Origin of the sequence: Microbacterium allomyrinae, from assembly GCF_020682705.1 — a bacterium.
Lineage (GTDB): Bacteria > Actinomycetota > Actinomycetes > Actinomycetales > Microbacteriaceae > Microbacterium > Microbacterium allomyrinae.
Window position 1 is genome coordinate 595,639 of sequence record NZ_JAGTTN010000001.1, and the last position, 14,893, is coordinate 610,531.

A 14,893-nucleotide genomic window follows, 5' to 3' on the forward strand; every position below is an offset into this window, starting at 1 on the left:
CGCCGCGACCTAGGCTGGGCGCATGCGGGTGCTGATCGTCGAGGACGAGCTCTTCCTCGCCGAGGCGATCCGCGATGGGCTGCGTCTCGAGGCGATCGCCGCCGACATCGCCGGCGACGGCGACGGCGCTCTGGAGCTGCTCGCGGTGAACTCGTACGACGTCGTCGTGCTCGACCGCGACATCCCGGGACCCGACGGCGACGAGATCGCGCGACGCCTCGCGCGCGAGCCCGAGAGTCCCCGCATCCTGATGCTGACGGCCGCCGACCGGCTCGATGACAAGGCGGCGGGGTTCGAAAGCGGCGCCGACGACTACCTCACCAAGCCCTTCGCGCTGCGCGAACTGATGCTGCGCCTGCGGGCCCTCGGCCGGCGCCCGGCGGCGGGTGCTCCCCCGGTCGTCGAGATCTCCGGCATCCGACTCGATCGCTTCCGCCGAGAGGTGTTCCGCGACGGCCGCTACATCGCTCTCACGCGCAAGCAGTTCGCCGTGCTCGATGTGCTCATGACGGCAGGCGGCGGTGTCGTGAGTGCCGAAGACCTGCTCGAGCGCGCGTGGGACGAGAACGCCGACCCGTTCACGAACGCCGTGCGCATCACGATCTCGACCCTGCGAAAGCGCCTCGGCGAACCGTGGGTCATCGAGACGGTCGCGGGCGTCGGGTACCGGATGAGCTCGTGACCGGTCAGACGCCGCAGCGGCCGCGCGGACTCTCGGTGCGGGTGAGGCTCGCACTCAGCTACGCGGGGTTCCTCGTCGTTGCGGGGATCGCGCTGTTCGCCGTCGGCTTCCTGCTGCTGCGCTTCGTTCCCGACGGCGCCCTCTACGTCGCCGGTGGAGGGTGGGCACCGAACCGCGACAACCTCCTGGAGGTCTTCGTCCGCTACACGTGGTGGGCGATCGCAGGGTTGGTCGCGTTCGGACTCGTGGGAGGCTGGCTGCTCGCCGGGGTCGTGCTGCGGCCGCTGGATCGGATCACGGATGCCGCCCGCCTCGCCCGCGACGGCCGCCTCGATCAGCGCGTCGCCCTCCCCGGCCGGCGGGACGAGCTCACCGACCTCGCCGACACCCTCGACGCCATGCTCGACCGCGTGGAGCACACCATCGACGAGGAGCGCCGGTTCGCGGCCAACGCGTCGCATGAGCTGCGCACCCCGCACGCGATCATCCGCACGATGGTCGAGGTCGCCCAGGCCGACCCGGGCGGTCGCGACGTCGACGTCCTCCTCCAGCGGATCGCCACGACCAATGACCGCGCCATCGCGACGACCGAAGCCCTCCTCACGCTGGCGAGGGCCGGGCGGGGACTCGAACTCGAGACGACGCGCGTGGATCTCGCGGTGCTCGTCGCCGAGGCGGTCGACGCGGAGCAGGCGGATGCCGCGGCTCGCGGCATCCGCTTCGACACGTCTTTCGAGCCTGCCGTCGTGACGGGAGATCGAACGCTGCTCGGCCGGCTCGCTGCCAACCTCGTGCACAACGCGGTGGCGCACAACGTGGACGGCGGATGGGTGCGGGTCTCGATCTCGAGTTCCGCACCGGTCGAGCTGATCGTGGCCAACAGCGGCCCGTTCCTCGAATCGGACGTCGTCGCGACGCTCGCCGAGCCATTCGTGCGCGGCGCGGGACGCACGCGCCGCAGCGGAAACGAGGGCGCCGGCCTCGGCCTCGCGATCGTCACCTCGATCGTGCGGGCGCACGACGGCGCTCTCGACGTGCAAGGGCTGGCGGAGGGCGGGCTTCAGGTCCGCGTGACGCTGACTCGCTGACGCGCGCGCCGGGCAGCACCGGCGATCAGCCGCGGGACGGTCACGACCGCCACCCCGATCACCGCACCGACGGTGTTCCACAGCACGTCGTCGAGGTCGGGCACACGGCCGGGGATCGAGACCTGCGCGTACTCGACGGTCGCCGAGAGTGCGAAGCCGGCGAGGATCGCGACCGGCCAGGCCCGCCGCGTCAGCAGCAGCGCGATCGTCGCGCCGAGCGGTACGAACAGGAGCGTGTTCAGGACGCTCTCGGCGTCGCCGGCGGGAAACCAGGCGAGGAGGGGCTCCGCGACGGCATCCATCGCGCTCATGAACGCCCCGCGGGCCGGCGCCACGAGAGAGCGCGGTGCGAGGGTGAGCAGGGTGACGGCGGCCGCCGCCAGACACGCGCCGAGAAGACGGATGCCGCGGCGCGGGGTCGTGGAGATGCCGGTCATGTTCGGCCCTTCCGCCGGCCTTCGGGAGGAACCGGCTGCTCCAGTCCACGCGAGCCGATGTTGCGGGAGCGTATGCGTTTCGGCGTGCTCGGGGAACACGGCGGAGTCGGCGCGCCTTATGTTCGAGGAACGACCTGATCGAGGCCGACTCGATCGAGGCACATCTGAGATCGGACGAGCATGACCGCGACCCCGCGCCGCCTCTCGCACCACGCCGGGTTCTGGGTCGTCGCTGCCGCCTTCGTCACGACCATGGCGTACTCGACGGTGCCGACTCCCCTTTACCCGCTCTACCAGGAGCGCGACGGCTTCCCGGTGTGGGTGATCACGATGATCTTCGCGGCCTACGCGGTCGGGGTCGTCTTCAGCCTCTTCTTCGTGGGGCACATCAGCGACTGGGCCGGTCGGCGGCGGATGTCGGTGATCGCGGTGGTCGTCTCGGCGCTGTCCGCGGTGCTGTTCCTCGTCTGGAACGACGTGCCGGGGCTGCTCACGGCACGATTCGTCAACGGCGTGAGCATCGGCATCCTGACCGCCACGGCCACCGCCTATCTCGGTGAGCTGCGCGCGATCTCGCGCCCGGCCGAGAACATCATCATCGCGGCGTCCGTCGCCGGAGCGGCCAACCTCGGCGGACTGGCGCTCGGCCCGCTCATCGGCGGCGTGTTCGCGGAGTACCTCCCGGATCCACTGGTGCTGCCGCACGCGGTGTTCCTCGTGCTGCTCCTCATCGTCGCACTCGTGCTCGTCGCCGTCCCCGAGACCACGGAGCCCGTCGAGCCTCGGCCGAGATATCGTCCGCAGCGGCTCGCCCTCCCCTCGAGGTCGCGCCCCGCCTTCGTCGCCGCGGGGCTCGGCGCGTTCGCCTCGTTCGCGTTGTTCGGACTGTTCACCTCGCTCGCCCCGACGTTCCTCATCGACGCGTTCGACCAGCACAGCCATCTGCTGGCCGGTGCGACACCGTTCGCGGTGTTCGCGTCCGCCGCGATCGCGCAGGTCGCGCTCGCCCGAGTGGTGCTCGCCCGGCAGCTGATGATCGCCATCGTGAGCTGCACTGTGGGGCTCGTCGCCATCGCGGCCGGTGCGCTGACGCCCTCGCTGGGACTCTTCCTCGCGGGCGGGATCGTCGCGGGCGTCGGCGTCGGCATCCTCTTCCGCTCCGCCATCGCCACCGCCGCATCGCTCGCCGAACCCGGCAGGCGGGGCGAGACTCTCGCGCTCATCTTCCTCATCGCCTACTGCGGACTCGCCCTGCCGGTCATCGCGGTGGGAGTCAGCCTGCTCTTCGTCAGCGAGACGACCGTGCTGCTGGTGTTCTCATCGCTCGTGCTCGTCGCGACGGTCGGCGCCGGCCTGGTGATGCGGCGGCGCGCGGCGGTGGGAAGCACACCGTAGGCGGCCGGCGCTCTGGGCACGCGAGCGGATCGGGCGCACCTCAGCCTGCGCTGCCCCCACCCGAGGCGCCGGCACCGTGCGTGTGCATCCGCACGCCGTCGGCATTGAAGATGCTGAGCACCTCGGCCGGTTTCTGCCCGGCCGCGCTCATCGCGTGCGGCGTGCGGGTGTCGAACTCTGCCGCCTCGCCGCGGCTCAGCACCAGGTCCTGCTCACCCAGGCGCAGTCTGAGCTTTCCCGAGAGCACGTACAGCCACTCGAACCCGTCGTGCACGCGCAGGTCGGGCAGCTCGGCGACCGGCGGGTAGGTGATCCGATAGGTCTCGATCGGCGAGTCCTCGGGTGCCAGCGGGGCGATCACCAGCCCGTTGCGGCGTATCACGGCGCGCCGCACTCGCGGGTCTGGCGAGTCGGGACGCACCAGATCGTCGATGCGGATGCCGAGCTGTCGCGTGATCGGCACCAGCAGCGCCAGGCTCGCCTGCCGCTTGCCCGACTCCAGCCGCGACAGAGTGCTCGTCGACATGCCGGCTCGCGCCGCCACGTCTTCGAGCGTGAGTCCTTTCGCCTGTCGCGCGGCGCGCAGTCGTGCGCCCACCCGCTCGAGATCTCCCGGCATCCGTCCGCACTCCTTGCCATTTCAGCAAATCTGATTGCGCATTCATCCTAGCCCCGCGCATGCTGGACGACATGGATGCAGAGACATGGGACGCGATCGTGATCGGCGCCGGGGCGGCGGGGCTCAGCGCCGCGCAGATGCTCGGACGGGCACGGCGGCGCACGCTCGTCATCGACGGCGGCGCGCCGCGCAACCGATTCGCCGCGCACATGCACGGCGTCCTCGGTCATGACGGCATGACCCCGGACGCCCTGCTCGCCCGGGGCCGCGGCGAAGTAGAGGCATACGGCGTCGAGGTGCGCTCTGCCGCGGTGGAACGCGTCGACGAGCACGCAGATCACGCCGTCGTGACCTTCGCAGACGGTCGGAACGAGACGGCGCGCGCCGTCATCGTCGCGACCGGCGTCGCCGACGACCTGCCCGACATCCCGGGTCTCGCCGAGCGCTGGGGCGCGGGAGTGCTGCACTGTCCGTACTGTCACGGATGGGAGGTGCGGGGCCGGACGCTCGGCGTGCTGCTCACCTCGGATCACGGGCTGCACCAGGCCCAGCTCATCCGGCAGTGGAGCGACGACGTCATCGTCTTCACGGGCATTGTCGGGCCGATCGACCCCGGGATCGAACGGCGCCTGCGCGGCCGCGGCGTGAAGATCGTGGCCGAACCGGTCGTCGAAGTGGTCGGCGAAGCGGGAGAGGTGACCGGCGTGCGCGTGAACGACGATCGCATGATCGCGGTCGGCGCACTCTTCACCGCGGCGACGCTGCGCCCGCTCGACGGCTTCCTCGCCCACCTCGAGCTCGAGCGATCCGAGACTCCTGCCGGCTCGTTCCTCGCGGTCGACGCAGCGGGCAGGACCAGCGCTCGGCGCATCTACGCCGCCGGCAACGTCGTGGCCCCCATGGCGAATGTACCGGTGTCGATGGGCGCGGGCTCGATGGTCGGTGCGAGCGTCAACGCGGCGCTCGTCGAGCAGGACACCGACGCGGCGCTGCGTGAACGGCACGGCGAGTGGCACACCGTCGCACCTGCCGAGTACTGGGAGCACCGCTACGCCGACGCCGAGCGGATGTGGTCGGGCCGGCCCAACCCGACGCTGGTGGACGTCGTGACCTCACTCACCCCGGGCCGCGCCCTCGACCTGGGGTGCGGCGAGGGCGCCGACACCATTTGGCTGGCTCGGCAGGGGTGGGATGCCGTGGGTCTGGACATCTCGCCGACCGCGGTCCGCCGCGCGTCGAGTGCCGCGGCGGCATCCGGAGTCGCGGGAGACCGGGCGCGCTTCGTCGCGCACGATCTCGCGGAGTGGGACGACGAGGCGGCGTACGACCTGGTGACGGCGAGCTTCCTGCACTCCCCCGTCGCCCTGGACCGCACCGCGGCGCTGCGCAGGGCGGCGGCTCGGGTGGCCCCGGGAGGTCGTCTGCTGATCGTGTCGCACGCCGCCCCGCCGCCGTGGGCGACCGCCGAGCACGTGCGCGACCACGTGTTCCTCGGACCGGCCGACGAGGTCGCCGAGCTCTCGCTCGACCCCGCGGAGTGGACGGTGGAGCTGGCCGAGGTCCGCTCGCGCCAGGCGAGCGCGCCCGACGGCCGTCCCGCACACCTGGACGACGGCGTCGTTATGATGCGACGCTCGCCGTGATCCATGCCTCAGCGCGCGGCGAGGGATGTCACTACCCGACCGCGCGGGCGGCCTCCCACCCGGATGCCTGTGCGTCGACGGCCACGGCAGCCGAGTCCGGCGGCGTGGTTCGTGACGTGCGGGCGAGCCGGGCCGCGATGATCATCACGATCAGTCCGACCGCGGTGATGGCCGCACCGATCCAGATCGGCGAGGTGTACCCGAGGCCGGCCGCGATGCCGACGCCACCCAGCCAGGCGCCGAGGGCGTTGCCGATGTTGAAGGCGCCGATGTTGGCTCCCGACGCCAGCGTGGGCGCGCGACCGGCGTAGACCATCACCCGGCTCTGCAGCCCCGGAACGGTGCCGAATCCGAAGCCGCCCATGAGCACCAGCGCCACGGCGGTCGCCACCGGCGAGCCGGAGAACAGCGCGAAGGCGACGAGCACCACGACCAGCGCGCCGATGAAGCCCAGGAGCGTGCGATCGATCGAGCGGTCGGCGAGGCGGCCGCCGAGCCAGTTGCCGACGATGAGCCCGACGCCGAACAGCACCAGCAGCCACGGCACCGCCGACGACGCGAAGCCCGAGACCTCGGTGAGCGTGTAGGCGATGTAGGTGAACGCGCCGAACATGCCGCCGAATGCGAGCACGGTGACGGTGAGCGAGAGCCATACCTGACCCGACCGGAAGGCGCCGACCTCACGACGCAGACTCACCGGCGCTGCCGATGTGCGCGAGGCCGGCACGAGGAGCGCGACGCCGATGAGCGCGAGCACTCCGATGCCCGAGATCACCCAGAACGTCGCGCGCCAGCCGTACGCCTGCCCGAGGAAGGTGCCGAACGGCACACCCAGCACGTTGGCGGCGGTGAGCCCGGTGAACATGATCGCGATGGCGCCCGCACGCTTCTCGGGCGCGACGAGACCGGCCGCGACGACCGACCCGATGCCGAAGAACGCACCATGGCAGAGTGCCGCGAGGATGCGCCCCAGCATCGCGACGTTGTATTCCGCGGCGATCGCGGTGACGACGTTGCCGACGATGAAGAGGACGAGCAGCGCCAGCAGCACCTGTTTGCGCGGCAGCCGCACGGTTGCGGCGGTCAGACCGAGTGCACCGACCGTCACACTCAGCGCGTAGCCGGTGATGAGCCATCCCGCCGCCTGTTCGGTGACGGCGAAGTCGGCCGCGACCTCGGGCAGCAGGCCCATGATGACGAACTCCGTCAATCCGATGCCGAAGGCACCGATGGCGAGCGAGAGAAGACCGAGCGGCATGAGGAGAACTCCGGTAGGATTCATTGCAAACGCGGGATATTGCGCCCGAGACATAGATACTTGCACACGCAAATATAAAGCGCAAGCAATGATCCGAGGAGAACCATGGGCATCGCCGACGACGCCGTCGAGATCCGCGCCCGCGGATGGCGCACACTCGCCGCACTTCACGGCCTCATCGAGTCCGAACTCGAGCGCTCGCTGAGCACCGCCGCCGACCTGTCCGTGGTCGAGTACACCGTGCTCGACGCGCTCAGCCGTCAGGACGGGTGGCATATGCGCATGCAGCAACTGGCCCGTGCGACAGCGCTCAGCCCCAGCGCGACCACTCGACTGGTCAACCGTCTCGAAGACCGTGGACTTCTGCGACGCGTGCTGTGCGCCGACGATCGCCGCGGCATCTACACCGAGCTCACGCCCGCCGGCCAGCAGCTCTACGAGCGCGCTCGCCCCACGCATGACGACACCCTCGAGCGCATCCTCGTCCAAGCCGCCGAGCAGCCCGAGCTCGCGCCGGTCGTCGAGGCCCTGCACGCCACGGAGGCGAAGGCCGGCGTCTGACCGGATGCCGTCCGTCGGCGTCCGCGGAACTCACACCCCGCTCCCAGGTTCGCGGGACCAAAAGGCCGCGCGCAGCCGTTCTCCTCTAAGACGCCGCAGCCAGCGCCGTCGCCGAGGAGGAGCCACACTGTGAGCAACGACTACCGCAAGACCCCCGAGGCGCTCAGCCGCCTCACCGACACCCAGTACCGGGTCACGCAGGACGACGGCACCGAGCCTGCGTTCCGCAACACCTACTGGGACAACCACGACGACGGGATCTACGTCGACGTGGTCTCTGGCCAGCCCTTGTTCTCGTCGATCGACAAGTACGACAGCGGCACCGGATGGCCGAGCTTCACCCGTCCCATCGATTCCGACGCCGTCACGACCAAGACCGACTGGAAGCTGCTGATGCCCCGCACCGAGGCGCGCTCGTCGGGTGCCGACAGTCACCTCGGTCACGTCTTCCGAGATGGACCGCGGGATGCCGGCGGCCTGCGCTACTGCATGAACTCGGCGGCACTGCGCTTCATCCCCGCGACCGAGCTCGACGCACAGGGCTACGGTGAATACCGCGGACTCTTCCACCCCACCACCGACGACCAGGAGCACGCGTCATGACCAGCGGACCCACCGACACCGGCACCATCACCCAGACCCCCGACTCAGAGACGGCTGTTCTCGCCGGCGGCTGTTTCTGGGGCATGGAGGACCTCATCCGCCGCCAGCCCGGGGTGCTCGACACCCGCGTCGGCTATACGGGCGGCCAGAACGATCATGCGACCTATCGCCGCCACCCCGGCCACGCCGAGGCGGTGGAGATCGTGTTCGACCCGTCGACGACGTCGTATCGCGACATCCTGGCGTTCTTCTTCCAGATCCACGATCCGTCGACGAAGGATCGCCAGGGCAACGACATCGGCTCGAGCTACCGCTCGGCGATCTTCCCGCTCTCGCCGGAGCAGGAGCGGGTCGCGCGCGACACCATCGCCGACGTCGACGCGTCGGGTCTCTGGCCCGGCAAGGCCGTCACCACGATCGAGCCCGTCGGCCCGTTCTGGGAGGCCGAGCCCGAGCACCAGGACTACCTGATCACCTACCCGAACGGCTACACGTGCCACTTCCCGCGTGCCGGGTGGGTGCTGCCCAAGCGCGCCGACGCCACCGCATGACGGCGAGCCTCGCACGATGAGCGAGGCCGTCCAGGCGTGAACCCGCAGCGGATGCCGCGACCCGACGGGTCGCGGCATCCGTCGTTCTCTCCTGCGGGCGCTTCAGCCGTTGATGATCGTGCTGAAGGCCAGCACGATGATGAGCGCGTTCAGGAAGAAGCTGATGGTCGTGTGCCACACGACGGTCCAGCGCATCCGGCTCGTCATCACCTGGACATCCGACACCGAGAAGTTGGTGGCGTTCGTGAACGAGAAGTAGACGAAGTCGACGAGGCGCGGGGCGTCGGTGCCCGGAAACAGGAGCGGAGCGACCTCGGAGCGCCGGTAGCGGCGGTCGTAGATGCGCGCGAAGCCCCAGTGGAACAGCGCCCACGCGAGCAGCATCGCCCAGACCGCCACGGGCTCGACCCATCCCGCCCACTTCGGGTCGTTGCGCAGCACCAGGATCTCGGTGGCCGCGACGATTCCGACGAGGCTGGCGACGAACGTGGCCGTGGTCGAGATGATGCCCACGATCGGATGCCGATCGACGTGCTGCAGCCAGTTCGCCGCGGTCCGCTTCGCACCCCGCCGCACGCTGATGCCGACGGCGGCCACCGACGCGATCCAGTAGAGCGTGCCGACCAGGCCCCACCATGCCAGCAGATCGATGGTCAGCGCGTCGCCGTCGGACCCGATGAGAGAGATGCCCAGCCACACCAGCACGAGCTGCACGAGCAGATCCGCGATCCGCACGATCACCGCTCCGACCACACGCACCCCCAGAGTCGCGACCTTCCTGCTGCCACGGTAGCGGGCATCCGTCGTCGAGGCCCGGAACACTCACCCGCGCTGCAGCCCGGAGGCTGCTAGTCGCGCCGCCCGCCCATCCCTGCCAGCAGCGCGTGCAGCAGCGCGGGCACCGAGGCCACCATCAACACGAGGCCGAAGACGGGCTCGTCCGGCCGCAGGACGACTCCCCCGATGAACAGGCCGGCGAACAGCACCGCCGATACGATCCGCCGCCCCACCCTCTCGAGGCGTCGCATCCGCTGGTCCAGCCGAGGCGTCTCGACGGCGAGGCGCCCTTCGTCGAGGCGGGTGACGACGTCGTCGATCCGCCGCGGCAGGCGGGCGAGGGTGCCGGCGACCGAGACCGCTTCGCGCGCGAACGCCTGCACCACGTTCCCGCGCTCGTCGCGCAGCAGCTGCGCCGCATACGGCTCCACCGCGTCCCAGATGTTGAAGTCGGGATCCAGCGAGCTGCACATCCCCGACGTCAGCGACACCGCGCGCACGATCAGCAGGAAATTCTCCGGCAGCTGGAACGGCAGCGCCCGCACCAGATCGCCGAACTCGACCGCGAACTCCTGGAACTCTCGCGGGTCCACCTTCTGCAGCTCGGCGAACCCCATGCCGCCGAATCGCGCGAACAGGGCCGTCATCGCCCGCTCGAGCTCAGCCGTGTCGGCCGACGGCAGCAGCACGCCGACATCTCGGATGCTGTCCACGAGCTGACGGCTGTTGCGCGACGCCACCGCGATGATGAGCTGCTGCAGCCCGTGACGGAGCCTGTCAGGCACCTCGCCCATCATCCCGAAGTCGATGAAGGTGAGCTTGTACGGACGCTCCCCCTCCGGCGTCGGGGTGACGAAGATGTTGCCCGGATGCGGGTCGGCGTGAAAGAAGCCGTCGACGAACAACTGGTCGAACATGACGTTCGCGAACTCGGCGGCGACCTCCGACGGATCGATTCCCGCGGCGCGCAGACCGTCGACGTCGTTGATCTTGATCGCCGTCACGTCAGCGAGCGTGAGAACCCGGCGGGTGGTGCGTTCCCAGGCGATCTCCGGCACGGCCACGCGCACGTCGTCGGAGAAGTTCGCGGCGAACCGTTCCGCGTTCTGCGCCTCGTGCAGATAGTCGATCTCGTCCCGGCTCGTGTGCGCGAACTCCTCGATGAGCTCGGGCAGATCCACGTGATCGCGCACGACCTTGACCCGGTTGAGCCATCCCGAGACGCGGCGGAGCGCCGCGAGGTCCGTGTCGACGATCTCGTCTATGCCGGGCCGCTGCACCTTGATCACGACGTCGGCGAATCCGGTCTCGGCCGCTTCCGCGTCGGCGAGCCGTGCGCGGTGCGCCTGGCCGAGGGATGCCGCGGCCAGCGGTTCCTCGTCGACCCGCGCGTACGCGCGCTCGAGCGGGATTCCCAGTTCGGCCTCGGCGAGCGCGCGGATGGCCGGGAAGGGCACCGGCGGCACTTCGTCCTGCAGGCCTTCGAGTTCTTTCGTGATCTCGGGCGGCAGCACGTCGAGGCGCGACGACATGAACTGACCGACCTTGATCATGAGTCCGCCGAGCGAGACGGCGAGCGTGTGGAATCGGCGTGCGATGTTCTGCAGACGAGCCGCACGGCCACGCGCGGCGAGGCCGCTCAGGCCGATTCGCGGAAGGAACAGCTCGAACCACCACGCCTGCGCCATGTAGCGGGCGGCGAACCGCAGGATGCGGCGGTAGCGGGCGCGCGAACTGGCGGCGTGGGCCATCGAATCTCCTGATCCCGACGGCTCGGCGCCGGCGGTCGCTCCGCTCCTGGTCAGTCCTGGGCGAGGATCGAGTAGAGCTTACGACGAGCCTCGTCGAGCACGTCGACCGCCTGCTGAACCTGCTCGGGAGTGCCGCCGCGGGCGACCTGCGCCGCTGCCTGGGCGAGCTTCGCACCGGCCTTGGGCAGTGCGGTGCTGCGGGCGGCTTCGGGACTGCCGAATGCCTCCCAAGGCGCCGTGCGCTCCTCGGACGATGCGACCTCTTCGCGTCCGGAATCGGTCAGCGAGTAGGTCTTCTTGCCGCCGGACTCTTCTGCGCTGATCAGGCCTTCATCGGCGAGAAGCTGCAGCGTCGGGTAGACCGATCCGGGGCTGGGCTTCCAGGCGCCGTCGCTGCGCGCCTCGATCTCCTGAATGATCTGGTAGCCGTGCATCGGCTTCTCGGCGAGGATCGCCAGCACCGCGGCGCGCACGTCGCCGCGGGCGACGCGGGACGGGGCGAAACGCTGCTCGAACACCTCGCGAAGCTGCTCCATCGCCTCCCACAGGCCACCTGGCAGCGACCCGCCCTGGCCGCGATGGCGCGGACCGAAGCGATCTCCCGTGGATGAACCGCTCATGATGACCTCCTCGAACGAGTGCGTTCCGATACCTCGACGATACCTAGCGATATATCGGTAGACAAGGTGCTTCGTCGATGGATTCGTTCAACTAGTTGCCTCAGGCAATTACATTGCTAGACTGGATGCATGGCGACGGAGGACATGAGCCCGCTTCACGCGGAACTGCTGACCTCGCTCACCGACCTGATGTCGCGCTGGTCGTCCAGCGAAGTGCAGACCGCGATCGCCGGCGGGGTGGGGGTCCGGCTCGATCCGATCGAGGTCCGAGCGGTCTACACGCTGGGCCTTCACGGCGGCCGGGTGCGGCCGAGCGAACTCGCCGACGCGCTGCACCTCACGCGGCCGACAACCTCCAAGCTCATCGCGCGGCTCGTCGCCGACGGACTCGTCCTCAGGACCGAGGCCCCCGGGGACGGTCGCGGGACCACCGTGGCGTTCACGCCCGCCGGCGAAGAGGCGTTCCGTCGACTCGCGGCCGCGGGACACGAGATGGTCGGCCAGGTGCTCGCGCAATGGACGACGGGCGAGGCGGAGATGTTCGGCGAGCTGCTCCGCCGCTTCGTCGACGGGCTCCTCACGGCATCCCCCGTCCCGCGAATCCACTGATCTCGCGCACCGATCTGCGCATCCCGCTCCAGCGCCCCACCCGAGCGCTGCATCACGAAGAGGAGACAGAGAATGACACGCACGTATGTCGTCACCGGTTCGGCATCCGGAATCGGAGCCGCGACGGCCGAGCTGCTTCGATCGCGAGGTGAGAACGTGATCGGCATCGACCTGCGCGGCGCCGAGGTCGAAGCGGATCTGTCCACGCCTGCGGGCCGAGCGGATGCCGCCGCCTCGGCGATCGCGAGGGCGAACGGCGTCATCGATGCCGTGATCGCATGCGCCGGCATCTCGGCACCGATCGCGAAGACGATGTCGATCAACTACTTCGGCGTCACCGAGCTGCTCACCGCCCTGCTTCCGGCGCTGCGAGAGTCCGAGGCGCCCCGCGCCGCCGTCGTATCGTCGATGGCCACTCTGCAGCCCATCGCGCCGGCTCTCGTCGACGCCGCCCTCGCGGGCGACGAAGCGATGGCCGTGGCGATCGGCGACGAACTCGCCAAGGATCCTCGGCTCGGCTACCTGAACTACCCGTCCTCGAAGCGCGCACTCTCACGGTGGGTGCGGCGCGAGTCGATCTCGCCGGACTGGGCGGGAGCGGGGATCCCGCTCAACGCCGTCGCTCCGGGCACCGTCGTCACGCCCATGACCGCGGAGCTCCTGGCATCGCCCGAAGGTGCGGCGATGGTCGACGCCGCGGTTCCCATGCCCCTGAACCACCATCAGCCGGCCTCGTCGATCGCCGAGCTGCTGGTCTGGCTGACGAGCCCGGCGAACACCCACATGGCCGGCCAGACGGTCTACTGCGACGGCGGCGCCGACGCGACACTTCGCGGCGACGACATCTGGTCGTGGAACGACGCACCGACGGCTTGAATCCGAGATCGCCCCTGCCCTCGCGTCCGCGCAGAGGCAGGGGCGATCTGTTTGTGCGCGGGTCGAAGGCACGTTCACCATCCGTTGAGATAACGGTCTCTCACGATTCGGGTCAACCTCCCAGGGTCAGGTGCTACGCTTGTGAGCGGACCGTCGGGTCATCGCGTCGATCATGCTCTGCTCATCGTCGAGAAGCAGCCATCTGACGCCCGCGCCGCGAACAACCGGCGCATGCCGAGTTCCCTGTGCGGGCCACCGCCGCCCCACCCTCCTCTGAAAGACCTTTTGACACTCGTCACCATCCACCCCGCATCTGCGTCAACGTCTGCGCCGCGCCTCGATTGGCGACAGGCTGACGACGGCGTCTTCGTCGCCACATCCGCCGGCGAATACGCCGGCTTCGTCGCGACCGAATCAGACGGCCATGCCGCCCACGGCGCGCGCGGCGAGGATCTCGGCATCCACGCGACCCACGCGCTCGCGTCGCTCGCTGTCTCGGCATCCTCCCTCCCTCTGCGGCGCAGTTCGCGCACGCACCCCACACGTCCGCTCCGCACACGTCGGCGCGGCACCCCGGTCGCTTCTCGCGGCCCGAAAAGTAGAAGGAAAGACACGATGGCCACTGGCACCGTGAAATGGTTCAACTCCGAGAAGGGCTTCGGCTTCATCGCTCCCGATGACGGCGGCGCCGACCTGTTCGCGCACTTCAGCGCGATCACCGGCGAGGGCTACAAGGAGCTCCGCGAAGACCAGAAGGTCGAGTTCGAGGCCGAGCGCGGCCCGAAGGGCATGCAGGCCGCCAACATCCGGCCGCTCTGATCTTTCACGTCGGCTGGGACGCGAATCGCGTCCCAGCCGACGATGGTCAGGCATGAGACCGCGTCGATCCTGTCGGCGCGGATCGATCTGTCGGAGTGATTCGACAGGTCAAGAGGGACCGGTCTGAGAACCGGGACCTTTGGTGCGCCACATCGCACGTCCGGCGCCGCGTTCCTGACGGCGCCGCCGACACCTGCGGCATCCGCGTGCAGCTCGAGACGACATTCTTCGACTCGCTGCTCGCCGACGCCGCGCCAGAGGGGTAGCTGTACCTCTCGGCTTCTCGCCGACCTACGATGGCGGCATGGAGTTCGGCGAGACGGTCATGTGGGGATTTCTCGCGATCCTCTTCGCGCTGCCGATCTACTTCGCGTGGGTCGCGGTCGACACGCATCGGCGCCGCGCTCGCGGCGAAGAAGTCGCGCGATCTTCCGGTGGGCTGGCGGGCTTCGACATCGTGTACCAGCCGACTGCCGAAGAGGCACGAGCCGTATGGGAGGCCGAGCAGATCGCTCCGGCACCCGCGCCCGTCCCCGGTGACGGCCCGGGCGTGATCGAGGGCAATCGCATCGTCATAGAGACGGGACTGCGCAAGACCGCGTGA

At 69.7% G+C, this 14,893-nt stretch carries 17 protein-coding genes; 11 read left to right on the forward strand and 6 right to left on the reverse strand.

What is annotated here, in order from left to right:
* Window positions 1-22: 22 nt before the first annotated feature.
* Both KEC57_RS02865 and KEC57_RS02870 read left to right on the forward strand, forming a co-directional pair.
* Complete coding sequence (locus KEC57_RS02865) at window positions 23-682, forward strand: response regulator transcription factor (RefSeq protein ID WP_229382991.1); 660 nt, start codon at window positions 23-25, stop codon at window positions 680-682.
* The gene (locus KEC57_RS02870) at window positions 679-1,770 is read left to right on the forward strand and encodes a sensor histidine kinase (RefSeq protein ID WP_229382992.1); all 1,092 of its coding nucleotides are present in this window, start codon (window positions 679-681) and stop codon (window positions 1,768-1,770) included. Before KEC57_RS02865 ends, KEC57_RS02870 begins: the two co-directional genes overlap by 4 nt.
* Here the strand turns inward: KEC57_RS02870 and KEC57_RS02875 are convergent.
* The gene (locus KEC57_RS02875) at window positions 1,743-2,207 is read right to left on the reverse strand and encodes a VanZ family protein (protein WP_229382993.1); all 465 of its coding nucleotides are present in this window, start codon (window positions 2,205-2,207) and stop codon (window positions 1,743-1,745) included. The genes KEC57_RS02870 and KEC57_RS02875 overlap by 28 nt on opposite strands.
* Before the next feature lie 180 nt (window positions 2,208-2,387).
* On the opposite strand from KEC57_RS02875, the gene KEC57_RS02880 reads away from it, so the two are divergent.
* A complete protein-coding gene (locus tag KEC57_RS02880) occupies window positions 2,388-3,602 on the forward strand; it encodes an MFS transporter (RefSeq protein WP_229382994.1) in 1,215 nt (404 codons plus the stop codon).
* 40 nt (window positions 3,603-3,642) lie between these two features.
* Here the strand turns inward: KEC57_RS02880 and KEC57_RS02885 are convergent, their stop codons facing one another.
* A complete protein-coding gene (locus KEC57_RS02885) occupies window positions 3,643-4,221 on the reverse strand; it encodes a helix-turn-helix domain-containing protein (RefSeq protein WP_229382995.1) in 579 nt (192 codons plus the stop codon).
* Window positions 4,222-4,292: 71 nt separating this feature from the next.
* Here KEC57_RS02885 and KEC57_RS02890 point away from each other — a divergent pair, with 71 nt between their 5' ends.
* A complete protein-coding gene (locus KEC57_RS02890; RefSeq protein WP_229382996.1) occupies window positions 4,293-5,864 on the forward strand; it encodes an SAM-dependent methyltransferase in 1,572 nt (523 codons plus the stop codon).
* Between the two features lie 31 nt (window positions 5,865-5,895).
* On the opposite strand, the gene KEC57_RS02895 is transcribed toward KEC57_RS02890, so the two are convergent.
* Complete coding sequence (locus KEC57_RS02895) at window positions 5,896-7,122, reverse strand: MFS transporter (protein ID WP_229382997.1); 1,227 nt, start codon at window positions 7,120-7,122, stop codon at window positions 5,896-5,898.
* Between the two features lie 105 nt (window positions 7,123-7,227).
* Here KEC57_RS02895 and KEC57_RS02900 point away from each other — a divergent pair, with 105 nt between their 5' ends.
* The 3 genes from KEC57_RS02900 (at window position 7,228) to msrA (ending at window position 8,837) form a co-directional block, all read left to right on the forward strand.
* A complete protein-coding gene (locus tag KEC57_RS02900) occupies window positions 7,228-7,683 on the forward strand; it encodes a MarR family winged helix-turn-helix transcriptional regulator (protein ID WP_229382998.1) in 456 nt (151 codons plus the stop codon).
* A 129-nt stretch (window positions 7,684-7,812) separates the two neighbouring features.
* Window positions 7,813-8,286, forward strand: a complete 474-nt coding sequence (gene msrB / locus KEC57_RS02905; protein ID WP_229382999.1) for a peptide-methionine (R)-S-oxide reductase MsrB — start codon at window positions 7,813-7,815, stop codon at window positions 8,284-8,286.
* Window positions 8,283-8,837, forward strand: coding sequence for a peptide-methionine (S)-S-oxide reductase MsrA (msrA, locus tag KEC57_RS02910; RefSeq protein ID WP_229383000.1), 555 nt, complete (start codon window positions 8,283-8,285; stop codon window positions 8,835-8,837). Before msrB ends, msrA begins: the two co-directional genes overlap by 4 nt.
* A gap of 102 nt (window positions 8,838-8,939) precedes the next feature.
* Here the strand turns inward: msrA and KEC57_RS02915 are convergent, their stop codons facing one another.
* From KEC57_RS02915 to KEC57_RS02925, 3 genes are read right to left on the reverse strand one after another with little or no spacing between them, the layout of a single operon-like run.
* Window positions 8,940-9,659 (reverse strand): DUF1345 domain-containing protein, encoded by a 720-nt coding sequence (locus tag KEC57_RS02915; RefSeq protein ID WP_229383001.1) that lies wholly within the window; start codon window positions 9,657-9,659, stop codon window positions 8,940-8,942.
* A gap of 26 nt (window positions 9,660-9,685) precedes the next feature.
* Complete coding sequence (locus KEC57_RS02920) at window positions 9,686-11,365, reverse strand: ABC1 kinase family protein (protein WP_229383002.1); 1,680 nt, start codon at window positions 11,363-11,365, stop codon at window positions 9,686-9,688.
* A 50-nt stretch (window positions 11,366-11,415) separates the two neighbouring features.
* Window positions 11,416-11,985: a PadR family transcriptional regulator gene (locus KEC57_RS02925; RefSeq protein ID WP_229383003.1), complete on the reverse strand. Its 570-nt coding sequence runs from the start codon at window positions 11,983-11,985 to the stop codon at window positions 11,416-11,418.
* A 129-nt stretch (window positions 11,986-12,114) separates the two neighbouring features.
* On the opposite strand from KEC57_RS02925, the gene KEC57_RS02930 reads away from it, so the two are divergent.
* The 4 genes from KEC57_RS02930 to KEC57_RS02945 all read left to right on the forward strand — a co-directional run bounded on the left by KEC57_RS02930 (window position 12,115) and on the right by KEC57_RS02945 (window position 14,893).
* Entirely contained in the window at window positions 12,115-12,594 is a 480-nt protein-coding gene (locus tag KEC57_RS02930) for a MarR family winged helix-turn-helix transcriptional regulator (RefSeq protein ID WP_229383004.1), read from the forward strand.
* Window positions 12,595-12,666: 72 nt separating this feature from the next.
* Window positions 12,667-13,470 (forward strand): SDR family NAD(P)-dependent oxidoreductase, encoded by an 804-nt coding sequence (locus KEC57_RS02935; protein WP_229383005.1) that lies wholly within the window; start codon window positions 12,667-12,669, stop codon window positions 13,468-13,470.
* Window positions 13,471-14,085: 615 nt separating this feature from the next.
* Window positions 14,086-14,289, forward strand: a complete 204-nt coding sequence (locus tag KEC57_RS02940; RefSeq protein WP_055967130.1) for a cold-shock protein — start codon at window positions 14,086-14,088, stop codon at window positions 14,287-14,289.
* 304 nt (window positions 14,290-14,593) lie between these two features.
* On the forward strand, window positions 14,594-14,893 hold the full coding sequence (locus KEC57_RS02945) for a hypothetical protein (protein WP_229383006.1): 300 nt from the start codon (window positions 14,594-14,596) through the stop codon (window positions 14,891-14,893).